This is a genomic window from Polaromonas sp. P5_D5, assembly GCF_054049435.1.
In genome coordinates, this window is record NZ_JBFUMJ010000002.1 from 1,128,240 (window position 1) to 1,153,024 (window position 24,785).

General features: G+C 63.1%; 27 protein-coding genes. 7 read left to right on the top strand and 20 right to left on the bottom strand.

Going from position 1 to position 24,785, the window contains the following annotated elements:
- The first annotated feature begins 97 nt into the window (after window positions 1-97).
- From ACXJKE_RS11970 to ACXJKE_RS11985, 4 genes are read left to right on the top strand one after another with little or no spacing between them, the layout of a single operon-like run.
- Window positions 98-496 carry an MAPEG family protein gene (locus ACXJKE_RS11970; RefSeq protein ID WP_457280787.1) on the top strand — a complete coding sequence of 133 codons (399 nt, stop codon included), beginning with the start codon at window positions 98-100 and terminating at the stop codon, window positions 494-496.
- Window positions 493-1,140 (top strand): SDR family NAD(P)-dependent oxidoreductase, encoded by a 648-nt coding sequence (locus ACXJKE_RS11975; RefSeq protein ID WP_457280788.1) that lies wholly within the window; start codon window positions 493-495, stop codon window positions 1,138-1,140. The genes ACXJKE_RS11970 and ACXJKE_RS11975 overlap by 4 nt, the downstream gene beginning before the upstream one ends.
- Window positions 1,140-1,844, top strand: a complete 705-nt coding sequence (locus ACXJKE_RS11980; protein ID WP_457280789.1) for a cupin domain-containing protein — start codon at window positions 1,140-1,142, stop codon at window positions 1,842-1,844. The genes ACXJKE_RS11975 and ACXJKE_RS11980 overlap by 1 nt, the downstream gene beginning before the upstream one ends.
- Window positions 1,819-2,553 carry a Crp/Fnr family transcriptional regulator gene (locus tag ACXJKE_RS11985; RefSeq protein ID WP_457280790.1) on the top strand — a complete coding sequence of 245 codons (735 nt, stop codon included), beginning with the start codon at window positions 1,819-1,821 and terminating at the stop codon, window positions 2,551-2,553. The genes ACXJKE_RS11980 and ACXJKE_RS11985 overlap by 26 nt, the downstream gene beginning before the upstream one ends.
- Window positions 2,554-2,561: 8 nt before the next feature.
- On the opposite strand, the gene ACXJKE_RS11990 is transcribed toward ACXJKE_RS11985, so the two are convergent.
- On the bottom strand, window positions 2,562-3,020 hold the full coding sequence (locus ACXJKE_RS11990; RefSeq protein ID WP_457280791.1) for an EVE domain-containing protein: 459 nt from the start codon (window positions 3,018-3,020) through the stop codon (window positions 2,562-2,564).
- 153 nt (window positions 3,021-3,173) lie between these two features.
- Here ACXJKE_RS11990 and ACXJKE_RS11995 point away from each other — a divergent pair, with 153 nt between their 5' ends.
- Both ACXJKE_RS11995 and ACXJKE_RS12000 read left to right on the top strand, forming a co-directional pair.
- The gene (locus tag ACXJKE_RS11995; protein WP_457280792.1) at window positions 3,174-3,497 is read left to right on the top strand and encodes a metalloregulator ArsR/SmtB family transcription factor; all 324 of its coding nucleotides are present in this window, start codon (window positions 3,174-3,176) and stop codon (window positions 3,495-3,497) included.
- Window positions 3,498-3,513: 16 nt separating this feature from the next.
- Window positions 3,514-4,935, top strand: coding sequence for a DUF2867 domain-containing protein (locus ACXJKE_RS12000; protein ID WP_457280793.1), 1,422 nt, complete (start codon window positions 3,514-3,516; stop codon window positions 4,933-4,935).
- A gap of 59 nt (window positions 4,936-4,994) precedes the next feature.
- Here the strand turns inward: ACXJKE_RS12000 and ACXJKE_RS12005 are convergent, their stop codons facing one another.
- From ACXJKE_RS12005 to ACXJKE_RS12095, 19 genes are all read right to left on the bottom strand, one after another.
- Window positions 4,995-6,623 (bottom strand): hypothetical protein, encoded by a 1,629-nt coding sequence (locus tag ACXJKE_RS12005; RefSeq protein ID WP_457280794.1) that lies wholly within the window; start codon window positions 6,621-6,623, stop codon window positions 4,995-4,997.
- Between the two features lie 429 nt (window positions 6,624-7,052).
- Window positions 7,053-7,775 carry a M23 family metallopeptidase gene (locus tag ACXJKE_RS12010; protein WP_457280795.1) on the bottom strand — a complete coding sequence of 241 codons (723 nt, stop codon included), beginning with the start codon at window positions 7,773-7,775 and terminating at the stop codon, window positions 7,053-7,055.
- Entirely contained in the window at window positions 7,775-8,836 is a 1,062-nt protein-coding gene (locus ACXJKE_RS12015; protein ID WP_457280796.1) for a L,D-transpeptidase family protein, read from the bottom strand. Before ACXJKE_RS12015 ends, ACXJKE_RS12010 begins: the two co-directional genes overlap by 1 nt.
- A 157-nt stretch (window positions 8,837-8,993) precedes the next feature.
- Window positions 8,994-9,680: an alpha/beta hydrolase family protein gene (locus ACXJKE_RS12020; protein ID WP_457280797.1), complete on the bottom strand. Its 687-nt coding sequence runs from the start codon at window positions 9,678-9,680 to the stop codon at window positions 8,994-8,996.
- Between the two features lie 63 nt (window positions 9,681-9,743).
- Window positions 9,744-10,016, bottom strand: coding sequence for a YkvA family protein (locus ACXJKE_RS12025; RefSeq protein ID WP_457280798.1), 273 nt, complete (start codon window positions 10,014-10,016; stop codon window positions 9,744-9,746).
- A 105-nt stretch (window positions 10,017-10,121) separates the two neighbouring features.
- Window positions 10,122-10,379 carry a hypothetical protein gene (locus ACXJKE_RS12030; RefSeq protein WP_457280799.1) on the bottom strand — a complete coding sequence of 86 codons (258 nt, stop codon included), beginning with the start codon at window positions 10,377-10,379 and terminating at the stop codon, window positions 10,122-10,124.
- 71 nt (window positions 10,380-10,450) lie between these two features.
- The gene (locus ACXJKE_RS12035; RefSeq protein WP_457280800.1) at window positions 10,451-10,660 is read right to left on the bottom strand and encodes a hypothetical protein; all 210 of its coding nucleotides are present in this window, start codon (window positions 10,658-10,660) and stop codon (window positions 10,451-10,453) included.
- Window positions 10,661-10,701: 41 nt separating this feature from the next.
- Window positions 10,702-11,979, bottom strand: coding sequence for an amidohydrolase family protein (locus ACXJKE_RS12040; RefSeq protein ID WP_457280801.1), 1,278 nt, complete (start codon window positions 11,977-11,979; stop codon window positions 10,702-10,704).
- 22 nt (window positions 11,980-12,001) lie between these two features.
- A complete protein-coding gene (locus tag ACXJKE_RS12045) occupies window positions 12,002-12,463 on the bottom strand; it encodes a hypothetical protein (protein ID WP_457280802.1) in 462 nt (153 codons plus the stop codon).
- A complete protein-coding gene (locus ACXJKE_RS12050) occupies window positions 12,463-13,404 on the bottom strand; it encodes an ABC transporter permease (protein WP_457280803.1) in 942 nt (313 codons plus the stop codon). The genes ACXJKE_RS12045 and ACXJKE_RS12050 overlap by 1 nt, the downstream gene beginning before the upstream one ends.
- A 171-nt stretch (window positions 13,405-13,575) precedes the next feature.
- Window positions 13,576-14,655 carry an ABC transporter permease gene (locus ACXJKE_RS12055; protein ID WP_457280804.1) on the bottom strand — a complete coding sequence of 360 codons (1,080 nt, stop codon included), beginning with the start codon at window positions 14,653-14,655 and terminating at the stop codon, window positions 13,576-13,578.
- Window positions 14,652-16,388, bottom strand: coding sequence for an ABC transporter ATP-binding protein (locus ACXJKE_RS12060; protein WP_457280805.1), 1,737 nt, complete (start codon window positions 16,386-16,388; stop codon window positions 14,652-14,654). The genes ACXJKE_RS12055 and ACXJKE_RS12060 overlap by 4 nt, the downstream gene beginning before the upstream one ends.
- The gene (locus ACXJKE_RS12065; protein ID WP_457280806.1) at window positions 16,363-16,806 is read right to left on the bottom strand and encodes a VOC family protein; all 444 of its coding nucleotides are present in this window, start codon (window positions 16,804-16,806) and stop codon (window positions 16,363-16,365) included. The genes ACXJKE_RS12060 and ACXJKE_RS12065 overlap by 26 nt, the downstream gene beginning before the upstream one ends.
- A 1-nt stretch (window position 16,807) precedes the next feature.
- A complete protein-coding gene (locus ACXJKE_RS12070; protein WP_457280807.1) occupies window positions 16,808-17,815 on the bottom strand; it encodes a 5'-methylthioadenosine/S-adenosylhomocysteine nucleosidase in 1,008 nt (335 codons plus the stop codon).
- Window positions 17,816-17,849: 34 nt separating this feature from the next.
- Complete coding sequence (locus ACXJKE_RS12075; RefSeq protein WP_457280808.1) at window positions 17,850-18,851, bottom strand: BMP family protein; 1,002 nt, start codon at window positions 18,849-18,851, stop codon at window positions 17,850-17,852.
- A 96-nt stretch (window positions 18,852-18,947) separates the two neighbouring features.
- Window positions 18,948-19,589: a uracil phosphoribosyltransferase gene (gene upp, locus ACXJKE_RS12080; protein ID WP_457280809.1), complete on the bottom strand. Its 642-nt coding sequence runs from the start codon at window positions 19,587-19,589 to the stop codon at window positions 18,948-18,950.
- A gap of 109 nt (window positions 19,590-19,698) precedes the next feature.
- Complete coding sequence (locus ACXJKE_RS12085; protein WP_457280810.1) at window positions 19,699-21,018, bottom strand: URC4/urg3 family protein; 1,320 nt, start codon at window positions 21,016-21,018, stop codon at window positions 19,699-19,701.
- Window positions 21,011-22,342 (bottom strand): GTP cyclohydrolase II, encoded by a 1,332-nt coding sequence (locus ACXJKE_RS12090; RefSeq protein ID WP_457280811.1) that lies wholly within the window; start codon window positions 22,340-22,342, stop codon window positions 21,011-21,013. Before ACXJKE_RS12090 ends, ACXJKE_RS12085 begins: the two co-directional genes overlap by 8 nt.
- A 118-nt stretch (window positions 22,343-22,460) precedes the next feature.
- Window positions 22,461-23,975 (bottom strand): helicase HerA-like C-terminal domain-containing protein, encoded by a 1,515-nt coding sequence (locus tag ACXJKE_RS12095; RefSeq protein WP_457280812.1) that lies wholly within the window; start codon window positions 23,973-23,975, stop codon window positions 22,461-22,463.
- Window positions 23,976-24,050: 75 nt separating this feature from the next.
- On the opposite strand from ACXJKE_RS12095, the gene ACXJKE_RS12100 reads away from it, so the two are divergent.
- Window positions 24,051-24,776: a YebC/PmpR family DNA-binding transcriptional regulator gene (locus ACXJKE_RS12100; protein ID WP_457280813.1), complete on the top strand. Its 726-nt coding sequence runs from the start codon at window positions 24,051-24,053 to the stop codon at window positions 24,774-24,776.
- The last annotated feature ends 9 nt before the right edge of the window (window positions 24,777-24,785 follow it).

The following is a 24,785-nucleotide window of genomic DNA, read 5'->3' on the forward strand; positions in this document are numbered from 1 at the left end:
GACTCTGTAGCAAAAGCTACAGAACACTTTTCCCGGCGCGGCTATCTTCGCGTTCGTGCCCGCATTGCGGCATGTCACGAAGAAGGAAAAACCCATCATGTCCAAGGAAATCTACTGGCTGGCATTGACCCTGGCCGCTGCGGCGTTGTTCGCCTTGCCTTACGTTCTCAACCGCATTGCCGTGCGTGGCCTGGGCGGCACGCTGGCCAACCCGTCAGCCACAGAAAAACCCCTTGCCGAGTGGGCCCAGCGCGCACAGCGGGCCCAGGCCAATGCCACCGAAAATCTGGTGATTTTTGCGCCAGCTGTGCTGGCGGTGCAGGCTAGCGGCCGAGCCGATTCGGTGACGGCCGCCGCCTGCGCCGTCTACTTTTTTGCGCGGCTCATTCACTACGTGGTTTACACGCTCGGTGTTCCCGGCGCACGCACGCTTGCCTGGGCAGCGGGCTGGGCGGCCACGCTGGTGCTGATCGGGCGCCTGCTGGGGGTGCTGTGAGCCGGCCCTTCGCACTCATCGCGGGTAGCGGTGGTGTGCTCGGCGAATGGCTTGCGCGGCAGTTCAACGAGGCGGGGTACGAAGTGGCGGGCCTGCGGCGTGCAGATTGCGATCTGGTCGACGGTGAGGCAGTGACGCAGGCCATCGCGGCCCTGATCGAGCGCCACGGCCCCGTCGACACGCTGCTGTACAACGCGGGTCATCTGGCAATTGCTCCTTTTCTTGAACTGGAGGCGAGTGCGCTGCGCAAGTGCCTTGAAGCCGGCCCTGTCGGGGCAGCGCACTGCGCCCGGGCCGTGCTGCCGGGCATGCTGGCCGTGGGGCGCGGCAACCTGCTTTTCACCGGCGCCACGGCTTCGCTGCGCGGGTCGGCCCGTTTCGCGGCCATGGCCGCGGGCAAATTTGCCCTTCGCGGGCTTGTGCAGTCACTGGCAAGAGAGTTCCAGCCGCAGGGCATCCACGTGGCCCACGTCGTGCTGGACGGCTTGCTTCGCGGCTCCGCTGCCGCATCTCGCCACGCGGCAGCAGAAGCCTCGGTGATGGCGCCCGACGGCGTGGCTGCCAATTTCCTGTGGCTTGCGCAACAGGCGCGCACCGCATGGACACAGGAGCTGGACCTGCGGACCGCGTCGGAGAAGTTCTGATGGAGCTGATGCACGTGAACGTCGACCGCACGGCGCCGGTCCTGGTACGGGCCGGGTCGCTGCCGTGGCTGCCGTCGCCGCAGCCCGGGGTTGAGCGGCGCATGCTCGAGCGTACCGGTGCAGAGGTGGCCGTGGCAACGTCGCTCGTGCGTTATGCAGCTGGCAGCCGGTTTGACGCGCATTCGCATGCGCTGGGCGAAGAATTCCTTGTGCTCTGCGGCGTGTTTGCCGACGAGCACGGCTCGTACGGCCCCGGTACCTATGTGCGCAATCCGCCGGGCTCCAGCCACAGGCCCTTCAGCGACGAGGGCTGCACCCTCTTCGTCAAACTGCGGCAGATGGACCTGCTCGAACAGCGCCGCGTTGTCATCAGTGCTGCAGACAGGCCCTGGGTGGATGCCGGAATCGCCCGGCATAGGCGCGCATTGCTGTACGAGGGCCCCAGGGAAACCGTATTCCTCGTACGGCTGGAACCGGGGTGTACCATGGCCGCGCAGTACGTGCGTGGCGGCCAGGAAATGCTGGTCGTCGAGGGTTCGGTCCGTGTCGAAGCCGGCGACGACGCGAGCGCGCGCGCTGCGGGTGCGCAAGACCTCGGCCCTCTGTGCTGGCTGCGAAATCCACACACCAGGCAGCCCGCCCTGGCCAGTTCTGAAGGTGCCTTGTTGTGGATCAAGCGTGGCCACGTGGCACCGCTGGTTTGACGGTGCGGCAGGTCGCCGCGAATGGAGCAATATGCAGGTCTTACGTGAACTTGCCCTTTTCGAGCCTTTCAGCCGCCTGAGTGCGGACGGCCGTAACCTGTTGACCCAGGGTGCTGTTCCGATGAGTGCGCTGGCAGGAACCGGCATCATTCACAAGGGCCAGCCTGCCTCTGGCGCCTATGTCGTGCTGTCGGGCCGGCTGCGCGTCTACACCATCACGCCTGCGGGCACCGAGGCCACGCTGTATCTGGTGGAGCCCGGGGAGACCTGCGTACTCTCGCTCAACTGCCTGTTCAACGATCTTCTTTATCCTGCCTGGGTTCAGGCCGACAAGGCGACGCGTGTCGCTGTCATCCCCGGTCCGTTGTACCGGCAGCTCTTCAAGCAGGAAACGTGCATCCAGGACCTGACGCTGCACGCGCTCTCGACACTTGTTTTCAGGTTGATGGCAGAACTCGATGCCGTTCATTCCTTCAACCACCGGCAGCGCCTTGTGCATTTTGTGTTGCTGCACGCCTCGTCCGATGGAGTATTGAAAACGACGCAGCAGCAGCTGGCCGGGCATCTGGGCACGTCGCGTGAAGTGGTGGCGCGGCTGATGCAGGGGCTGGTCGCCGAAGGTTTCCTGAAAAGCCAGCGCGGCCAGATCATCATCAAGGACCTGTTCGGGTTGCGCCGCCTGCAAAGCCTGCCGCAGTCCGGCGCCTGACAGGCCTTTCACTTTTTGCCGGTGATGGCTTTCCAGTGCTGCGGCTCGACGGGCGTGATGGAAAGGCGGTTGCCCTTGCGCAGCACCTGCAGGTCTGCCAGTTCTGGCCGTGCACGCAAGGCGGGCAGGGTGACGTTGGGTATTTTGCGCAACACCTGCACATCCACCAGCATCCATCGCGGTTCTTCAGGTTTTGACTTGGGGTCGTAGTAGGGCGACTTCGGATCAAACTGCGTGGGATCAGGGTAGGCCGTAGACGCCACCCGGCCGATGCCGACAATGCCCGGCTCGGCACAGCTCGAGTGGTAGAACAGCACGCCATCGCCGACTTGCATCCCGTCACGCATGAAGTTGCGCGCCTGGTAGTTGCGTACGCCGACCCAGGGGACTGTCGAATTTTCGGCTGCTAGCGCGTCGTCGACCGAGCATTCTTCGGGTTCGGATTTCATGAGCCAGTAGCTTGTCATGGGAGAGGCCTTGATGCCTGAGGTTGGGACGGAGCAAAGCTTAGCGGATCGACGGGGCAAAGAAAAGCGCCGACCTCAAACCAGAAGCCCAGAAGCCGCTTGACAGTACGGAATATCTTGAATAAAGTTATTAACAAATAAGTTAATACATCAATGCCTGCATCCCTTGACAAAATATTTGAAGCGCTCGCCTCGGGGCCCAGGCGCCAAATTCTGGCCTACCTCACCGAGAAAGAACTCAGCACCACCGAGCTGGCCGAGCGCTTTGCCATGAGCACGCCGGCCATTTCTCGCCACCTGTCGGTGCTTGAAAACGCCGGCCTGGTGACCAGCGAGCGCAGCGGCCAGTTTGTGCTCTACAAGCTCAACGGTGACAGCCTCGTCAACAGCCTCACGGGTTATGCATTCGAACTATGCCCGGTGGCGCGTCCCCTGAAGCGGGAACGTGCCCCGGCCAGAACACAAAAAGCAAGGTAGAAAGAAGGAGGGACTCATGCTGAATCTCACACAAGTGATTGAAACGTTTCCATCGGTTCGTATTCCATCCGAATCGGGCGGCCTAGCCGTCGAGGTTTCCTTGATTGCCCAGATCGGCCATGGCGCCGGCAATCATCTGTTTGCCAGCGTGGCATCCAGGCAGCGGCAGCACGGCGCGTTTGTCGATGAGCTGGACGAGCCATCAGCCAAACTGGGCGGGACCAATTTTGCCAAAGGTGACGCTACCTCGCTGTATTCATTTGTCGTGGGGCCGAAGGGCCATCCGTTTCACCGCCATGCAGGGCACCGCATCTTCACGGCGGTGTCGGGCAGCGGTGGAGCCCAGTTGCGCTTTTCCAGCGCGTCGGAACAACAAATCCAGGAAGACCCGCAGAACTTCATCCGCGCCCTGCGTTTTGTGAACATACCGCCTGACTGCATGTTCACTGTGCGTTTTGGCGGTGAAACCTGGCACCAGTTTTCTCCGCTCTCGCGCAATTCTTTGCACCCTGTATTTTTTGCGTTGTCTTGCCATACCAATGAACTGGGCGGCAATTTGTCGGAGTCCTTGAAACAGGAGGTGCTGACCAATAAGGCGAGCATCCCATCATTGACGGAGTTGCTGCCGGACGAGGTGAAGGCGTTGCTTCAGGCCAAGGACTTCAAGGCTGATACCGTGCCGACCACGACTTTGTCGCTGGATGCTCCGCCCGGAACATTCCACCGGGTGGTATGCAACACTGTGCGTAGCGGCGCAGGTGTGATGCGAGGTTTGTGGGGTTCGTGGAAAGGGGCGTCGGGCTTTCTGTCACATGGCGGATCCGCCCGAAGCGTGAAGGAGCTCAGCAGCCCGCCACTGGATTCGCTGCTGCTTCAGCAACTGACCGAACTGCGCGTCCATCATGAAGACACTTTTCGCTTGCGCGTGACCGGTACCAACTTTGGGCACACCAGCGCCACAAATCTGCTCGCCACGGTCCTGGAGGGCTTTTTGCTTAACGCGCCCAGCGGTGTGTCCAATCTGATGGCGCTGCGCAATGTTCTGGTTAAACCCCTGGGCCTGCGTACATCGCCATTGGGCTGCCCGGTGTCTTCGCTGTTGTCGCCGGACACCAGCAACCTGTTTGCCAACCGTTACCCGGTGCTTGACCAAAGCATTAATGCAACCGATACCAAGGCACAGGTCATTCTGGGCGCCAATGACAAACATCTGCTGTTCAGGTCCTGTGTCAGCGTGGAAATCGTCGACAAGCATCATGTGGATGTGATGCTGGGTACGCGGGTTCATTGCAAGAATGCCTTTGGCCGCTTTTACATGGCGGCCATTGACTATGTGCATCGCCACTACGTCACACCCACGATGCTGCGGCTGGCTGTGGAATATGCGGTGGTTCAGGAAAAAGAGTCGGTTGTACCCGCCAAACTGGTAACGGCCTGAGAGATCAAGTCAGGAACGTTGTTTTGGCCGTCGCAACTTTGTCACCACCTCGCAGCAACTCACGCCAGCATAAGCAACAGCAGGCATATCAGCATCACCCCCATCTCGAGCCATTCCTGACTCGTCATGCTGAGCATGCGGCGGACCGTCAGCGTCACCACGGGAACCAGCAAGACGAGGCCTATCCAGCGGTCTAGCGGCATGAGGCAGACGCGCGCCAGCGCCCAAAGCCAGGCAGCATGCGCCAGGAAACCCCAGAACTCAGCCCGGCTTGTTTTTGCGGTGACATTCAGCGTAAGGCGCCAGCCGGTGGCCACGGCCTGCCACCATTCCATCTCCTCGTCGTCCAGCACCTTGTGCAGGGCATGCAGGGCCACCACGCCCAGCACCACCGGCCCGACGAAGCCCGCCCCCAAGGCAAGGCCGAGATACAGGGGATGGTCGTAACCCGTGCCGCCACCGCCCAGTTTCACAGTGGCCAGCACCCACGCGCCGCCTACCAGCAGCACCGAGACAACGGCAACCACGCCCTCCGGCACGCCCGCGCTACGCGCCGCGCGGCCGCCGGCAAACAGGCCGAGCGCCAACACGGTGGCGCCGAGGAAGGTCGCCAGCAATGTGGCGGTCGCCTTCCATCCGTGATGCGGCGCAGCCGTCAAACTGCCCGACTCGGGTGGCTCCAGTGCGGTTTTGGCAGGAGACCACTGGCGGTACTTCTCATGCCGGGCCTTCATCAGGCGCTGGCTCCAGCTGACAGCTTGCGGCGCCGCATGCGAGAACGCCAATTCCATGTGGTACAGCCGCTGGTTGCTGTCCAGCTCGTGCGGAACGACCACGGTTTGCAGACCCGCCTTGCCGTTGGCGGCTAGCAGCGCGGGCACCTGCTCGCGCCAATACCCGGGCACTGGAGGTGCTTCGCACGCCAGGGGATCTGATTCGGCGCCGGGTTGCAGCAAGGTGACTTCATTGGCCTGCATTTCGCTCTGCCTTATCCGTGTCCTGTCCCAGTTACAGGTAAAGCGCAGCGTGCCTTGCAGGACGATGTCGGGGCGGTACAGGGGCAGTGTCACCGAACTGGTGTTGGCCAGACGCAGCGACAGCATCAGGCGCACCTGACCCTCGGCAGAGGGTGCAGCCCAGATGCCGGGCGCGATAGGCTGCATGTCGCGCAGCTCCAGCGTGAAAACCGGCGCGCCTGAGGTGCCGGGTCCCCAACGCGGTGTCATCGCCTGGTTGATCGCCGTCTGCCAGGTGGCGCGGAACGCGGGGCTCATCACGTCGCCGTGCTGCCGGCCGCGCGCGATGACTGCGGCCACATTGTCTGTTGGCGGTTTCGCCCGGCCCGGCAACCGCCGCATGAGTGACTCCCAAAGGCCTGGCGCGGGTTTGGGCGCGGCGGTCGGTGGCGCTGCGCTGGTCATTTGGGCTACATAGCCATGCAGCAGTTCGGCGCGGAAGGCTTCAAGGTCCGCCTTGGGAGCTTCAGCCCGGCGCAATACGTTCACCAGGAAGTAGGCCTGCGCGGGATTGCTGCCCACACTCGTTTCGTAAAGCGCGGTGGTGTAGGCGGTCGGGACGGACGAAGGATTGGCTGCGAAGGCCCAGCTCTGGAAGAGCAGCACGCCGCAGAGAATTTGGCGCAGGGTTCGTGCCATGGTTTTATGCTGCCGCGCGGTACGAGTGAACATGGTTCTCGTCGGCAGCAAGGCCAGGGCACAAAAAACCAGAACCCGCCCGTCTGGTTTTTAAGGCCACGCTCTCTTTTGCGTGGGTATTTGCTGTTTTCACGTATCGGTCTCCCTCCGATGAAAGGCGGCTTGCGCAGCAAGCTTGTTTTTTGGTGATCACGCCGATCTTATATTCAAGCCAACTATCGGCAGAAATAGGTGGCAATGCAGGATTTATACCCGCGAAATCCTGACGCACTCGGCCTCGATAACAACAAACATCTGTTGCTCAGGTCTTGCGTGGGTGTTGAGATCGTGAAGGAGCTGCCTGCCCTGCGGCGGTTTGCGGTTAGGTGCGCGACTGTTCAGGAAGGCAGGGGTGAAGGCGCTTGCCAGGCTGGCAAGTGCATAGCGCGTCAGCATGAGCCGGCACGTCATCGGCCGGGTTGCTCACGGCCTGGCGTCGCGCCAGACAAGATAAGGATTCAGCGGGGCGCCGCGCCACCACTGGCGCTCCGGCCCCAGCTTGAAGATCGCGAAGTGCAGGTGCGGTGCGTCGGGTGATGCATTGCCGGTGCTGCCGACATAGCCGATGACCTGGCCTTTGCGCAGGCTGGCGCCTTCGGTGAGGCCTTCGGCATAGCGGTCCAGGTGGGCGTAGTAGTACGCGTACTGGCTGGCCGGGTCGAACTGGTAAATCGTGATGCCACCGGGTTTGCTCAGGAACAGCTTGGCCACTTTGCCGTCCTCGACGGCGAGCACTGGCGTGCCGCGTGCGCTCATGATGTCTATGGCTTCATGCGGGGCGCCTGCTGCGCGCGCCTGGGTGTAGGTGTCGCTGAGCTGGGCGGGCATGACGCCTTGCACCGGAAGTGTCAGGACGCGTAGTCGTAACTGCGAAATTTCCGGGTCATCGGCGACAGATGCGGGTGGGGGCGGCTGGGCCGGTGAGGGCGCGGCTGCCTCTATGGTCTGAACCACAAGGGGTGGCTTGTCGGCCTCTCTTGCCGGGACGGCGGGCGCCAGCGCCTGGCTGGCTGGCGGCGTGGCGGGCTGTATGACTTGTGTAACTGCCTCTTCCTTGCGCGTGCCCAGTATCACGCCTGCCGCCACGGCCAGCAGCGCACAGATGGCAAACGCCGTTCTCTTGAGGCGGGCGGGTGTGGATGCCATCAAGCCTTGACGCTCACTTTGAAGCCGGCTTTCGCCAGGGTCGAGAGGCGCTCTGCGTCCCAGTTGGTCATGTGAATGCAGCCATTGGTTTCGGAATGGCCCACATTGGAAGGGTTGGGTGTGCCGTGAATGCCCCAGTGCGGTTTGGTCAGGCCCAGCCAGATGGTGCCGACGGGGTTGTTGGGACCGGCTGCGATGTCGACCTTTTGCGCATCCTTGGGTGCGTTTTTCAGCAACGCAGGGTTGTAGGTGAAGCCAGGATTTTTGACCTCGTTCTTGATGGCCATCATGCCCAGCGGCAGCGGGTCGTTCTTTTCATTGCCTATGCTGATGGGAAAACCCGCCACCAGGCGCTTGGCGGTGTCCAGCACGTAGAGCACACGCTCGGACTTGTCGATTTCGATGGAAGCCGCGTTGACCGGCGTGGCGCTGACCGCGATATATGGCACGGTGATCTGCTTGCCGGCCTCGATGTTGATGCCGCCGTTGAGCTGCTTGAGGTAGCCGGTGCTGGTGTGGAATTTTTCCGCCAGCGCTTCTTCCACCGATTCATACACCAGCGCTTTCATCTTCGCGCGCTCGTCCATCGCCACAGGCGTCTTTTCAAAAGGGCCGGCGGCGTCCTTCTCTGTCACGGTATAGCTTGTCAGAAGCGGAGCGCCGTCCTTGCGCAGCGAAACCCAGGTTTCCGCAGTGACGGTACCCGTGGGTTTGAGGTCGTTCGCGGTCTGGTAGGCCTTGACCATGCGCTGCATGTTGGTGGCAAAGCGCCCGTCGATCTCGCCGCAGGAGAACCAGGCCCGGTCCAGCATGATCTGTGCGCGGGCTACCGCTGCGCCTTTGCTGCCACTGCGCAGCAAGGGACTGTCGGTGGCGTTGTTGAAGGCTTCTGTGTCAAAGGGCTGGTTGCTTGCCGCCGTCTTTTTGGGCTTGGCCGCCCATGCACCGTTGCTGGCCAGGCCCAGCCCCGTCAGGCACAAGGCAGCGACGAGGGTGCGACGGGAGAGCCGGGAAAGCTGTGGGGTTACAAGGCGAAGAGAGGAAGGGGTATCGAGCGGCATGACGGGCTTTCGTAGTCAGGCCAGTCTGGGGGCCGTTGGGCGCATCACCTGTCAGCAGCCATGCCTAGCGGTGGTCAGGTTTAAGCGGGTATTTGTCCTGGCTCACACGCCATACAGAGTGCCAAGCGGCTCTCCTGGTACATCAGGGAACTGACGATCACGCTGCACGCTGGTGCTTCGTCATCCACGCGGCCATGGTGTCCAGCAATTCCTCGCGCACCTGCGCATCGGTGCGGCCTGAACGCACCAGCACGTGAAAGGCGTGGTCGGCGCCATCCACGATGTGCAGGCTTGCCTTTTTACCGAGGCCCGCCGTGGTCTGGGTGATCAAGTCCAGATCAGCGAGGCCGTCGCGCGTGCCTTGCAGAAAAAGCATCGGCAGCTTGACGCCGCCTAGGTGCGCGGCGCGTTCGGTTGAGGGCTTGCCGGCTGGGTGCAGTGGAAAGCCCACCAGCACAAGGCCCTTCAGTCCGGGCAATGGCTCAGCCGCCTGCGCCTGCGTGGTCATGCGCCCACCGTAGGACTTGCCACCGGCAAACAACGGCACATCAGGCATTTGCCACGCCGCTTCAGCAACTGCCGCCCGGATTGCCGCATGCGCAACGGCTGGGGAGTCTGGTCGTTTCGAGCCTTGTTGCATGAACGGAAAATTGAAGCGCAAGCTGGCAATGTCGCGTTCCGCGAGACCTTGGGCAATCGCCTCCATGAAGGTGTGGTTCATGCCCGCGCCCGCGCCGTGGGCGAACACATAACACGCCTTGGCGCTGGCAGGTTTTTGCAGCAGGCCGGAGATGGTACCGCCCGAAGGGAGCGGAACGGTCAGTGAAACGGGGCGTGTGGGCATCAATAGAAGGGCGAGCTGAAATGGCGAACTGGCTTGGGATGCCCATTACAGCATCGCCGGTGCTCAGGCCGAACGCTTCGGCGCAGGATCGGCGATCCCGGGCGGCAGGCGATTCAACAGCCAGCGGATCGCCAGCGGAACCAGTACCAAATCGTCAGCGATGCCAATGACCGGCAGGATGTCGGGGATCAAGTCAATGGGCGAGCACAGGTAGAGCGCAATCGCCGCGGTGCCCCATTTCAGCCAGGCGGGCGCTTCCGGGTGGCGCAGTGCTGTCCACAGCCGCCGCGCGTCGCCGCGTACCAGAACCCAGAGCAAAGTCAGGCGTTTGAACATGAAAACTCCTTGGGTGAAGGTGCAGGCCCGGCGGGCCGCTGGCATCCATATGGAGCTGCTTGCGTACGCTGCAAGGACCATGACCAAGCGTTACATTCGCGCCGGTCAGTGCGCCAGATCGGCAACCAGCTTGTCTGCCGCCTGAACAGCCTCAGCGCGCGTGAGCCAGGTCCTGTCGCTGTCGTGCAAGGGCGGCAGCGATTCAACATGCACCACATCGATGTACCAGGGACCGTCAGGCAGATGGCACAGCCTGGCCATGTAGTTGCGGCCGTTTGCGACGCCGGGGACGTATTCCTCGATCGGCTCCGGTTCGTCGTCGGGTGCTTCGTCCAGTGCGTCTTCTGGTGCGTCTGTTTGCATCGGGTTTCTCTCCAAATCCCGATTATCCGCAACCAACCCTTGTCCTTCGCGGGGAGGGCACCGGATATTGCTCAGACCTTGAGTTGCACCCCTAGCGCCGCGAGCTTTTTTGCGTACGCATCCCKGCGTTTTGCYGCCTTGTCTGCTGTCTCGACGGCCATCTGGATCGCCTTGGGGCCTTTGGCTGCAGCCGCCTTGATTAATCCGGACTTGTGCGCAGCCTCTGCCTCCGCCCTCCTGTAAGTGGCGATGAGCCCGGCATGGTCAACAGATGAATTCACAGGGTCCCCTTGATCGGAAGTGTCATTTTCCGGATGGCTCTTCAAGTCATAAAACGGGTAGTGGGCAGGCGTTTCGGCAACTGCAATGTCGCCGCGACCTCTGGGGTTTCAGCTAGCAGTACACCCTTCTTCCACACCTTCAACCGGTTCGCCCGCAATCGGATCGCCTCGACCGGGTCCCGGGCCTGCAACAACACAAAGCTTGCATCACACCCCACCTCCAGCCCATAACCTTTGAGGTGCATCACCTTCGCAGCATTGAGGGTCACCGCATCAAAGCACTGGCGTATGCCTTTCTGGCTGGTCATCTGCGCCACGTGCAGGCCCATGTGAGCGACTTCCAGCATGTCGCCGCTGCCCATGCCGTACCAGGGGTCCATCACGCAGTCGTGGCCGAAGGCGACAGTCACACCAGCGGCCATCAGTTCGGGCACGCGGGTCATGCCGCGGCGCTTGGGGTAGGTGTCGTGGCGGCCTTGCAGGGTGATATTGATCAGCGGGTTGGCGATGACGCTGACGCCACTCTCGGCGATCAGGGGCAGCAGCTTGCTGACATAGTAGTTGTCCATGCTGTGCATGGAAGTGCAATGGCTGCCGTTGACGCGGCCCTGCAGGCCCAGGCGCTGGGCCTCGTAAGCCAGGGTTTCGATGTGGCGTGAAAGCGGGTCGTCGGACTCGTCGCAATGCATGTCGACCAGCAGGCCGCGTTCGGCCGCAATTTCGCAGAGCCGCTTCACGCTGGCGGTGCCGTCGGCCATGGTGCGTTCAAAGTGCGGGATGCCGCCGACCACGTCTACGCCCTTGTCGAGTGCGCGCTCAAGGTTGTTGATGCCACCTTTTGTTCGCAACACGCCGTCTTGCGGGAAGGCGACCAGCTGCAGGTCGATGTAGGGGGCGACCTGCTTTTTGACTTCAAGCAACGCGTCTACCGCCAGCAGGCTGGGGTCGCTGGTGTCTACATGGCTGCGAATAGCGAGCAGGCCTTTGGCCACGGCCCAGTCGCAGTAGGTGAGGGCGCGTTCGATAAGCGCTTCGGCTGTGAGCAGCGGCTTCAGCTCGCCCCACAGTGCGATGCCTTCGAGCAGTGTGCCGCTTTCATTGACGCGCGGCAGGCCGTAGCTCAGCGTGGCGTCCATGTGGAAGTGGGGGTCGACGAAGGGCGGGCTGAGCAGGTAGCCCTCGGCGTCTACCGTCTCGCGGGCTTGCGCGCCAGTGATGGGGCCTTCGCTGACCTCGGTGATCTTCCCGTTTTGCACGGCAATGGAGATGTTGTTGCGGCCATCGGGCAGGCTGGCGTGGGTGATGAGGAGGTCGAGCATGGCAGTGAAGATGTATTGGGTTTCAGTGTGCGCGTTGCGCGCGGTAGCGGTACTGGCCATTGGCCGGACCGACCTCGATAGTGACGCGGCGCAACTTGTCGTCATGGCCTGAGGCGGCGCGCGCCGTGAGCGTGATGCCGCGCGGCGTTATGCGGCATGTTAGGCCGCTGAGCATGATCTCCGAGTGGTCGTTGTTCAGTTCGGCGATCCCCACGGTGTGCCCGGCATGCAGGCTGCCGTTGGCGTCGCGTGTCATCCACTGGATGTAGAGGAATGATTGTGCGTACTGGTCGGCGTGCACGACGCGGTAGGTGCCCTGGTGGTCCTTGCCCCATGTGCCGCACATCTGCACCCAGCTTACAGCGTCGGGTGTCTTGAAGCTGTCGTAGCTGTAGTCACTGCCCAGCGCCTGCGCGTTGGCGCAGCCCAGTACCAGCAAGGCGGCCAGCAGCGTGCCGCGTGGGGCAAGGGGTGTCGTCGTCATCAGCGCTCGCCTTTTCGATAAGGTTTCATCAACGCCTGAGGATACGCCGCCTTGCGCGCCACCAGCACCAGCGCCAGGATGGAGAGGGCGTAGGGCAGCATCAAGTACACCTGATAGGGCACATTCACGATGCCCGAGGTTTGCAGGCGCAGCTGCAGTGCGTCGAAGAAGGCGAACAGCAGCGCGCCCAGCAGTGCCTTGCCGGGCCGCCACGAGGCAAACACCACCAGTGCCACGCACACCCAGCCGCGGCCATTGACCATGTTGAAGAAAAAGGCGTTAAACGCCGACAGCGTGAGGAAGGAGCCTGCCACGCCCATGAGTGCCGAGCCGGCCACGATGGCGGCGGTGCGGGTAGCGGCGACGGAGACACCCTGGCCTTCGGCGGCCTGGGGGTTCTCGCCGACCATGCGGATGGCCAGGCCGGCCGGTGTGCGGTAGACCAGCCAGGCGATCAACGGCACCAGCAGCAGCGCCAGCAGCGTGAGCGAGGTTTGCGCGGCCAGCACGTTCAGCCCGCCGCCGGGAAAGCCGTCTAGCCAATGCATGGGAGCAAAGGGTGTGATGGTGGGTGGCGTGTCGACTTTGGGAAAGCTGACGCGGTAGCCGTAGTAACTGAGCGAGGTGGCCAGCAGGGTGATGCCAAGCCCGGACACGTGCTGCGACAGCGCCAGGCCGACGGTGAGAAAGGCGTGCAGCAAGCCGAACATCGCACCGGTAAGCGCCGCCACACCCACGCCAACCCACAGCGGCGCGCCGCCGTACACGGCCAGCCAGCCGCTGAAGGCGCCGGCAACCATGATGCCCTCGATGCCCAGGTTGAGCACGCCGGCACGCTCACACAGCAGTACACCCAGGGTGCCCAGGATGAGCGGCGTGGCGATGCGCAGGACGGCGATCCAGAAGGGCGCGGCGGCGAGGATATCGAGCATTTCAGCCATGCAGGAAGCCTTTTCCCTGTGGTGTGCAGGCAGCTGTCGCTATGAATTTAATAGCTGGTTGCGCCCGTCTGTATTGGCTTGTGGCTATTATTTTCTTAAGAACTGTGCGTGCAGGTTCAGCCCGGGCGTCAGTGGCCTGATGGGTTGGCAGGGCGCGTGAGCCGAAGAATTTCATGCGGCCCGGCCTTTTTCTTTGACTACCAGCCGGTATTGCGTCATCAACGTGGCCACCAGCACCGAGATCAGCGACGCCGCCACGATGACGTCGGCGATATAGGTCGGCACACCCACGGCCCGGCTCATGGTGTCGGCGCCGACCAGCACGCCCGCCACAAACACGGCTGCCGCCAGAACGCCCATGGGGTTGAGCGCGGCCAGCATGGCGATCACGATGCCGGTGTAGCCATAGCCGGGTGACATGTCGAGCGTGACGTAGCTGGTGCGGCCGGCCACCTCGATGGCGCCGGCCAGTCCGGCCAGCGCGCCCGAGAGCAGGGCAACCAGCACCACCGTGCGGGTGACGGGCACGCCGGCGAACGCCGCGGCTTTGGCGTTGGCGCCCACAGCGCGTATGTCAAAGCCCAGCACGGTGTACTTCAGCAAGGCCCACAGCGCCACAGCCAGCGCAGCGGCCCACAGCAGGCCGGCGTGGATGCGTGTCTGCGCGACGAGCCTGGAAAGCTCCAGATCGCCCTGCAGCGCCACGCTTTGCGGCCAGCCCATGGCGGTGGGGTCTTTCATGGGGCCGTCGAGCATGGCCGACACAAACAGCAGCATGATGAAGTTGAGCAGCAGGGTGGTGACGACTTCATCGACGCCCAGCCGGGCCTTCAGCAGGGCCGGGCCCAGCAACAGCAGCGCACCGGCAACGGCGGCGGCCAGCATCATCAGCCCGAACAGCAGCCAGGTGGGGAGCTCAAAACCGGTACCCCCATGCATGCCGCCCACAGCCACGGCGGCCAGCGCGCCGGCATAAAGCTGGCCTTCGGCGCCAATGTTGAAAAGCCGCGCCTTGAAGGCCACCGTGGCGGCCAGGCCGGTCAGGATGAGGGGCACTGCACGGGTGAAGGTTTCGCTGAGGGCAAAGACGGAACCAAAGCCGCCCTTGAACAGCAGCACATAGGTTTGGCCCAACGGTGCACCGGCCCACAGCACCAGCAGTGCGCTGATCAGCAAGGTGAAGACGATGGCGCCTATGGGCGCGAGCACCAGGGCCAGCTTTGAGGTTTGTGTTCTTTTCTCCAGCCTCATAACTGGTTGGCCCCCACGCTTTTCACTTCGTGTAATGCGCTGCCCCCCGAGGGGGCCCTCGCTCCTTGGGGCGGCCCGGCGGCGCTCGAGTCACCCCCATTGGCTCCAGCCATGGCCAGCCCAATGGCCTCGCGTGTCCAGGCTTCGGCGGGCAGAGCCTCCGTCAGCTGGCCCGCGTGCATCACCGCCACGCGGTCGCCGAGCGCCACCACTTCGTCCAGGTCATCAGAAATGACCAGCACGGCCGCGCCGGCGTCTCGTGCTGCGATCAGTTGCTGCTGCACATAGGCAACGGCGCCGATGTCCAGGCCCCAGGTGGGCTGGTGGGCGATGATCAGTTTGGCCGGCTGGGGTGCGGTTTCGGAAGAGGGGAAACATTTTTCCGACGGGCCGCCCCTAGGAAAAATAGCCCCCTCGGGGGGCAGCGCAGTACGCGAAGCGACAAGCGTGGGGGCCACGAGCGCCCGCCCGAGGATGAGCTTTTGCATATTGCCGCCCGACAGCGAGCGCGCCGCGGTGTCCGGTCCGCCGCCGCGCACGTCAAACTCGCGCATGATGCGGGCTGCATGGGCCTGCGCGGCCTTGCGCTTGACCCACAGCACTTTGGAAAACACCGGGCTGCGCAAGCGCTCTGACACGGCGTTTTCCCAGACGCTGAGGTCGCCAACCACGCCCACGCCATGCCGGTCTTCGGGGATGCGCGCCACGCCCTGGGTGACCAGCCAGGCTGGCGAGGCCTTCATGGGTTGGCCCAGAAATGTCACGGAGCCCTGGCTGGCGGCGCGGGTGCCACACAGCAGGTCGGCCAGGGCGAGCTGGCCGTTGCCTGAGACACCCGCAATGGCGACGATTTCACCGGCCTTGAGCTGAAGCGAAACGCCATCCAGGCGGTCTTGCCCCGCATCGGCCGTGCTGACGCCTTCCAGCGTGCAGACCGGCAGGCCGGTTGACGGCGCGGGGCGGCGTTGTGTGGTGGTGACGGCGTGGCCGACCATCCATTGCGCCAACTGCGCCTGGCTGGTACCGGCGGCAGGTGCTTCGGCCACCAGCTTGCCACCGCGCAGCACAGCCACCCGGTTCGACACGCGCAGCACCTCGCCGAGCTTGTGGCTGATGAAAATGATGGACAGGCCTTGCGCCACCATCTGGCCCAGCGTATCGAAAAGCGCCTCGCTTTCCTGCGGCGTCAGCACGGCGGTGGGTTCGTCCAGGATCAGGATGCGTGCACCGCGGTACAGCGCTTTCAGGATCTCGACACGCTGGCGTTCACCGACCGAGAGGCTGCCCACCCTGGCATCGGGCGCCACGGGCAGGCCAAAGCGCCGGGCCACGTCCAGCAGCCTGGCACGGGCTGCTCTGCGACGTGAAAACAGTTGCCACAGCGGCTCGCTGCCCAGCATCACGTTGTCGAGCACACTGAGGTTGTCGGCCAGCGTGAAATGCTGGTGCACCATGCCGACACCCGCCGCCAGCGCGGCCTTGGGGTTACCCGGTGGCAGCGACTGGCCAAAGATTTCGATGTGGCCTTCGTCGGCGGTGTAGTGGCCAAAGAGGATGGACACCAGCGTGGACTTGCCGGCGCCGTTTTCACCCAACAGCGCGAGGATTTCACCGCTGTGCAGTTGAAGCGAAATCGCGTCGTTGGCAACCAGCGGGCCGAAGCGTTTGGTGATGCCGTTCAGCCGCAGCGCCGGCGGTTGTGCGTTCTCAGCCGAGGGATGCCCAGTGGTCATGCCGGTCGCGCCGCTCCTGGCGGTAGTTGGTGATCTCCAGACGAAGGCCGTCGGGGTCGGTGAAAAAAGTGGCCCAGTAGTCGGGTGCGTATTCGCCGTGGTTGTGCGGCTCGCTGGCGTTGATGCCGGAGGCCTGCAGCAGCCGTGCGCATTCGGCCACGTCTTCGATGGTGTCTACGCGCAGGCAGAAGTGATGAAGGCCGGGCGAGTATGAGTCGTGCGCGGCTTGCGAGCGGGCTGGCCGCAGCACATAACCAAAGTGGCGGTTGTAGTACTGGATGTGCGGGTCGCCGCCGATGGTGAAGGTGTTTTTGCGGCAGCTGAGTGCCTTGAGCATGAGCTTGTCGTAGAACGCTTCCGACTCGGCCATGTTGCTCACGGCAATGTAGATGTGGTCGATGCCGGTGAGCTCGGGCATGTTATTTCCAGGCCGCGAGAAACGCCAATAGAACCTTGGCCGAGTTGTCGGCAGCGATGTTCATGAAAGTGACCATTTCATTGGCGGCTTCACCGCCGCCGGCCAGGTCGCTGAGCGACCGGAAGGCGATGTAAGGCACGCTGTTGCTGTAGGCCACCATGCCCACGGCGGCGGTTTCCATGTCGAGTACGTTGGCCTGGAAGGTCTTGAAGGCGTATTCGCGGAAGGCAGCATTGTCGACAAAGGCCTGGCCCGACACGCCGTTGCCGCCCACCATCAGCTGCGGTTTGTGCGTGAGGCATACCCCCGCGTTGCAGGCGCCGAGTTCGATGTTGCCCATGCCCCTGGCAACCGCGAGCATCCGGGGGTCGACTTCAAACCAAAACTTGCGTACGGGCGCCGGGTTGGCGGCGGTGCGCGTTTCAACCGGGCGCGGGTGCAGCATGCCGAAGGGCGCCAGGGTCTGCGCCTCCATGCGCGGCGGGATAGTGAAGCGGCCCGGCGAAGTTTCGCGTGCCATCAGCACTTCAAGGTATTGGCTCCATTGGGTGGGTACGCTGACGTCGCCGATGTGCAGGGCCGGGTTGACGCCACCGGCGATGCCGCTAAAGACGATGTGGGTGATGTTGAAACGGTCCAGCACCAGCTGCGTGTTCATGGACGCATTGACCATGCTGATGCCGGAAAGGAACAGCACAACCGGCTTGCCCTGCAGGGTGCCGGTGGTGAAATCGACGCCGTTGATGCGGTGCCTGGCGGGGCCTTGCAAGCGGTTGAGCAACAGGGTCAGTTCGGGCTGAAAAGCCGACATCACCGCGATGCGGGGCGTGGCGTCAAGCCGGACAGGAATGCCCGCAGCTGCGCCTGATGGATTGGATGGGACAGACGCCGGACCCGCACATCCCAACAGGCCAAATGACAGAAAGGCCAGGAAGGCCAGCGGCGCCGCGGCCCGCCAGGCAACAGGCTGACTGAAAAGAAAACGCCGCAAGCAAAACAGGGAATGCATACGGCGCTTTCAGGTGGGGCGGTGAAACGCCGGCTTATTTGGCGGTGGACTTGGGCTGGCCGTCGTCGACCTTGACGGTGAACTTGCCGGCCAGGATGTCGGCTTCTTTGGCCTTGACCTTGGCAACGATGTCGGCGGGCACCTTTTTCTCGAAGGTGCCCAGCGGGGCGAGTTCGGAGCCCTTGTACTTCATCATGGAATACGGGCCGTAGTCTTCGGCCTTGAATTTGCCTTCCTTGACGGCCTTGATCGCGCGGTCGATGCTGGGCTCCATGTTCCACAGGGCCGACGCCACCACGGTGTCGGGGTATTTGTCTTGCGTGTTGATGACGTTGCCGATGGCCAGCTTGCCCTTTTCCTTGGCGGCGTCGCTCACACCGAAGCGCTCGGCGTACATCACGTCGGCGCCCTTGTCGATCATGGCGAAGGCGGCTTCCTTGGCTTTGGGCGGGTCAAACCAGCTGTTGATGAAACTCACGCTGAACTCGACCTTGGGGTTGGTTTCTTTGGCGCCTGCCATGAAGGCGTTCATCAGGCGGTTGACTTCGGGAATCGGAAAACCGCCGACCATGCCGATCTTGTTGCTCTTGGTCACGCCGCCGGCGATCATGCCGCTTAGGTAGGCCGGCTCCTGAATGTAGTTGTCGAACACCGAGAAGTTGGGCTCCTGCACCTTGCCGGACGAGCCCATGAGGAAGGACACTTTCGGGAAGTCCTTGGCGACCTTGCGGGCCGCGGCCTCCACCGCAAAAGCTTCGCCGACGATGAGCGCGTTGCCGGCCGTGGCGTATTCGCGCATGACACGTTCGTAGTCGGCATTGGAGACGTTTTCAGTGGCCTTGTATTCGATCTCCCCGCGCGCTTCGGCGGCTTTGAGCGCCTTGTGCAGGCGGCTGACCCATTGCTGCTCAAACGGCACGGTGTAGATGGCCGCAACCTTGGTTTTGGCTGCCTGGGCAAGGGCCAGGCCGGGCAGGGCGGTTGCGAGGGCGGTTGCCAATAGAACGAGCTGGCGGCGCTTGAAAATCTGAGGCATGGGACTCTCCGGTTGGGTTTTCAGGTGGGTTGGCGGTGTCTGGAAACTGCTATCAATTCAGGAGCTGCTTGCGCACGTCCATAAAGGGCGGAGGCCTTATTTGGTTCCGAAGATCCGGTCGCCCGCGTCGCCCAGGCCCGGCAGGATGTAGCCATGGCTGTTGAGTTCGCGGTCAATGGCGGCGGTGTAGATGGGCACGTCCGGGTGGGCGGTCTGCAGGGCCTTGATGCCTTCGGGGCAGGTCAGCAGGCAGACGAACTTGATGGACTTGGGGTTGAGCTCCTTGAGCCGCTCGACCGCCGCGATGGCCGAGTTGCCGGTGGCGAGCATTGGGTCGACCACGACAATGTCGCGCTCTTCCATGTCGTGCGGCATCTTGAAGTAGTACTCGACCGCCGTCAGGGTTTTCGGGTCGCGGTACAGGCCGACGTGGCCGACGCGGGCGCCGGGCACCACGCTGAGCATGCCTTCAAGAATGCCGTTGCCGGCGCGCAGGATAGAGACAAACACCAGCTTCTTGCCGTCGATGACTTTGGAGGTGGTGATTTCGAGCGGGGTCTCGATCTCGATGTCCTGCATCGGCATGTCACGCGTGACCTCGTAGGCCATCAGCATGCTGAGCTCGTTGAGCAGGGTGCGGAAGGTGTTGGTGGAGGCGTCCTTACGGCGCATCAGGGTGAGCTTGTGCTGTACCAGCGGGTGGTCGATCAGGTGGACTTTGTTGCTCTGGATGGTCATTTTCTTGTGTGCCTCTGTGTTCTGTCTTTGTTTTGTTCGGTTGTTATTTTTATTCTGCTTTTACCTGTGCCTGTGCCCGTCGGGTCCGCGCATCTTTCGGGATCGATGTTCAGAATACGGTGCCGTCGCTTTCGATGTTCAGGGGCGGCAAACCTTGATGCAATTGCTGTGCCAGTGCACGCCCTGCGGCCCAGGTGCCGCCTTCGAGCACGCAGGCCAGCGGCATCTGCTCGGCGGTCAATCCCAGCTGCTCACGCACCAGTGGCGCGAGCTCGTCGAGAAGGGCCACGGTAAGCGCGCGCCACTCCACGATGAGTTCGTCGCCGGCGGCATGCAGGCGCCCAGCCTGGGCCGGGTCTTTCAGCACCAGCACACCGGCGTCGAGGAACAGGCCGCCGTTGCGGTATTCGGGCAGGCCGGTCAGCGCGTCTAGCCCTTTGACCTGCACACCGGCCCACTCGAAAGGCTCCAGCAGTGAATAGGTGAGCCACTGCGACAGCTTGTGGAAAGGCATCCAGCCATGGCTGGGCCCAGCTTTTTCGGATTCATCGTCGCCTGCCGCGCTGTGCTGCCAGCAGTCGCCCAGGGGAATGTTGCCCATGACATTTTGGGCTGGCCAAATAGACGAGAGGCTGGTGAGCAGCACCGACAGCAGCTCGTGCGCCTCGATAGCACTTTGCCCGGGTTGCGCCAGCGCTTCAAACAAATGGCCGGGACGGCCGCGCTGGCCAAAGAGCGCAGGCTGGTCCTGAAGTGCCTGGCCGAGGCGCCGCAGCAGCGCGGCGCGGCCTTCGAGGCCGATCAGCGGGTTTTCGGGCGTGACCTGAAAAGCCAGGGCAAGCTGGTCTGCGGTAATGGTTTTGAGCTTGAGGGCATCGGCCTGCAGCGGTTGCTGTGGATCGCTGGAAAAGAGCCCAGCCATGAAGGCGTGAAAACTTGCCACCCCCAGGCCTTCGGAACGGCTGTATTCGCTGCAGGGATGCTCTCCCTGGGCGGCTTCGAGGTAGTGCCACTGGGCGCCGGCACCGGCGTCCAGCAGCACGCTGATGAGCGCGAGGTCAATCTGCGCGCGGGCGCGCCCGGCAGGCGTGGCGGATGCCAGTGCTGCATTGAGTAAACCCAGGCGGTCAATGCCGCCAGCTTCAAAATGTCGCCAGCGGCTGTGGTACGGAATGTCCAGGTCCGGGTAGCGGGCGCGGGTGATTTCAGCAACCAGCGCAGCGGCGGTGGTCATGGCGCCGTCGTTGACGGTAAACCAGGCGGATTCGCCGCGGCGTGCGCGCTCAAGCAGGGCAGAGGCGCGGGCGCGTATGGTTCTGGTGGAACGCAATTCTGCGGCGGCGCTGATCCCGCGCAGGTTTCCGGCGATGGTATAGGTGGCGTTGGCGGGGTTGCTGGGACTGTCAGGAGCGGGTGTGGTTTCAGACATCCAGCCCCCGGCCCTTGGCTTTTTTCAGTTCTTCGGCGTCGGGCACCGCGCCGGGGGTGAAATAGCCTGCGGCCATCTTGGCGTCCATTTCGACCTGGGCGTCGGCCGGGATCATGTGCTCGGGAATATTGATGCGCTGAACTACCTCGATGCCCGAGCGGGTGATGGCGTCGTACTTCATGTTGCTCATGGAAACGAGCCGGTGGATCTTGCGGATGCCCAGCCAGTTGAGCACGTCTGGCATGAGTTCCTGGAAGCGCATGTCCTGTACGCCGGCCACGCATTCCGTGCGGTTGAAGTACTGGTCGGCGGTGTCGCCGCCCACCTGGCGCTTGCGGGCGTTGTAGACCAGGAATTTGGTGACTTCGCCGAGCGCCCGGCCCTCCTTGCGGAAATAGGACACAAGGCCCACGCCGCCGCGCTGGGCACCCTGGATGCACTCTTCAATGGCGTGTGTGAGGTAGGGGCGGCAGGTGCAGATGTCTGAGCCGAAGACGTCGGAGCCGTTGCATTCGTCATGCACGCGGGCTGTGAGCTCGATGTCGGGGTTGGCGAGGTCGCGCGGGCGGCCAAAGATGTAGGCCGTGAGGCCGCCGATGGGCGGCAGGAAGACTTCCAGGTCGCTGCGGGTGACGAGCTCGGGGTACATGCCGCCGGTTTCTTCAAACAGCACGCGGCGCAAATCGGTTTCGCTGCAGCCAAAGCGCCGGGCAATTTCGGGCAGGTACCAGACCGGTTCAACGGCGACCTTGGTCACCATGGCCGCGCCGCCGGCTGTCAAAAACTTGCCGTCGGCCTTGAGCCTGCCGGACTGCAGGGCTTCGATCACCTCGGGCAGGATCACGTGGGCCTGGGTTACGGCGATGGTTGGCCGGATGTCGTAACCCGCTGCCAGCTCACTGGAAAAAACGTCGGCCACCATCGCGCCCCATGGGTCCATGGCGACGATACGGCCAGGCTCGCTCCATTGCGGGTAGGGGCCGATCACGTCGGTCGGCGAGGTGTTGGTGAGGTCGGCCTTGTGGCTGGCCTTGAGCGCGCCGGAAGCAACGGCGAGCGCGCGGTAGACGCTGTACGAGCCGCTATGCGTGCCGATGACGTTGCGGTGGCTGCGTTTGGTGGTGGTGCCCACCACCGGGCCGCGTTCGGTGGCAGTGGCGGCGGCCCAGCGGATGGGCAAGGCGCCATAACCTCCTGCGTGAGAGGTCAATCGGATGTGGGAGACCGCAGGGCTGGCTGGAGCTGTGGAGGAGGCAGGCGCAGAAACAGGCGAGGGGGAGGCCGGCCTTGGATCGGGTGATTTGGCGGCAACTTCAGCAGGCATTGCGGATCCTTAAAAAATCCAATGTAGCGATGCGTGCCGGGATTGACAAGCCCGGCAGTTTTGCCGGGTCGTTAATTTGCGACAGGCCCGGCCGAACGCACCGGGTCTGTGCGCAGGCTCAGCGTTTTTTGCCGCCGAAGATGCTGCCGAGGACGCCGCGGATGATTTCCCGGCCCACGGCCGAGCCCATGGTACGCACGGCGGACTTGGCCATGCTTTGCGCCAGGCCGTCGTGTTTGCCGCCGCGCGGGCCCGTGGTGCCGAACAGGACGTCGTTGAGCCCGCCCATGATGCCGCCCGAATCGGTTTGGCCGGCCGCGCCGCCCTGGGGAGCTTTGGCCGCTTCCGTGGCCGCGACTTCCGCGCGGCCTTTGATGGCTTCGTAGGCCGATTCGCGGTCTACGGTCTTTTCGTAGGCACCGGCCACCAGTGAGTTTTGCAGCAGCAGCTGGCGTTGTGGCGGTGTGATGGGACCGATCTGGCTGCCGGGCGGCAGCACGTAAACGCGTTCCGTCACGCTGGGACGGCCCTTGCTGTCGAGAAAGCTCACCAGGGCCTCGCCAACGGCCAGTTCGGTGATCGCGGTTTCGATGTCGAGGCCGGGCTTTTGCCGCATGGTCTGGGCGGTGGCCTTGACGGCTTTCTGGTCGCGCGGAGTGAAGGCGCGCAGGGCGTGCTGCACCCGGTTGCCAAGCTGGGCCAGCACCGAATCGGGAATGTCCAATGGGTTTTGCGTCACAAAATACACGCCGACGCCCTTGGAGCGCACCAGGCGCACCACCAGCTCGATGCGCTCGACCAGCACCTTGGGCGCTTCGTTGAAGAGCAGGTGGGCCTCGTCAAAGAAGAAGACGAGCTTGGGCTGGTCCGGGTCGCCAATTTCAGGCAGTTGTTCGAACAGCTCGGACAGCATCCACAGCAGGAAGGTGGCGTAGAGGCGCGGCGAGTTCATGAGCTTGTCGGCGGCCAGTATGTTGATCACCCCTTTGCCATCAACGGTTTGCATGAAGTCGCTGATGTTGAGCATGGGCTCGCCGAAGAATTTTTCACCGCCCTGGCTTTCGACCTGCAGCAGCCCGCGCTGGATGGCGCCCACACTGGCGGCGCTGACGTTGCCGTACTTGGTGGTGAACTCGCTGGCGTTGTCGCCAACGTACTGCAGCATGGCGCGCAGGTCTTTCAGGTCCAGCAGCAGCATGCCGTTGTCGTCGGCAATCTTGAACACCAGGTTGAGCACGCCGGCCTGGGTTTCGTTGAGGTTGAGCATGCGGCCCAGCAGCAGCGGGCCCATGTCGGAAATGGTAGCGCGCACAGGGTGACCCTGTTCGCCGAAGACGTCCCATAGCGTGGCGGGGCAGGCCAGCGATTCGGGAAGGTCGATGCCGCGTTCCTTGAGGATGCCGGCCATTTTGTCGCCGATGGTGCCGGCCTGGCTGATGCCGGTCAGGTCCCCTTTGACGTCGGCCATGAAGACCGGGACGCCGATTTTCGAGAAGTTTTCGGCCAGTGTTTGCAGCGTCACGGTCTTGCCGGTACCCGTGGCGCCGGTGATCAGCCCATGGCGGTTGGCCAGGGCGGGAAGGATCTCGCAGTGGATGGAATCGTGCTTGGCAATCAGTAACGGCTCGGCCATGGGGTGTCCTGGAGTGAAAAAGTAAAATGCGGGTTGTAGATTAAATCAATTAATCAGTCTGAAAAGGGATTCTTCGTGGCCGGTCACAGTAAATGGGCGAATATTCAACACCGCAAGGGGCGCCAGGATGAAAAGCGCCAGCGCATCTGGACCCGTGTGATGCGTGAAATCATGGTGGCGGCCCGCATGGGCGGCGGCGACCTGGGCACGAATCCGCGTCTGCGTCTGGCAGTGGACAAGGCCAAGGCGGCCAACATGCCCAATGAGAACGTCAAATACGGCATTGCCAAGGCCACGGGCAGCCTGGAAGGCGTGCATTACGAGGAAGTCCGCTACGAAGGCTACGGCATCGGCGGCGCGGCCATCATCGTGGACTGCATGACCGATAACAAGGTGCGTACCGTGGCTGAAGTGCGGCACGCTTTTTCCAAACATGGCGGCAACATGGGCACCGAAGGCTCGGTGGCTTTCCAGTTCAAGCACTGCGGCCAGCTGATTTTTGCGCCCGGCACCAGCGAAGACAAGATCATGGAAGTCGCGCTGGAGTCCGGCGCCGACGACGTCATCACGCATGAAGACGGTGCCATTGAGGTGTTGACGCCTTACACGGGCTTTGAAGCCGTGAGGAACGCGCTGGAAGCCGCCGGCCTCAAGCCCGAGATTGCCGAAGTCACCATGCGCGCCGACAACACCATAGAACTTGCCGGCGAGGATGCCCGCAAGATGCAAAAACTGCTGGACGTGCTGGAAGACCTGGACGATACCCAGGATGTGTTCCATAACGCCGAGTTGTCTGAATAAGCAAACCAA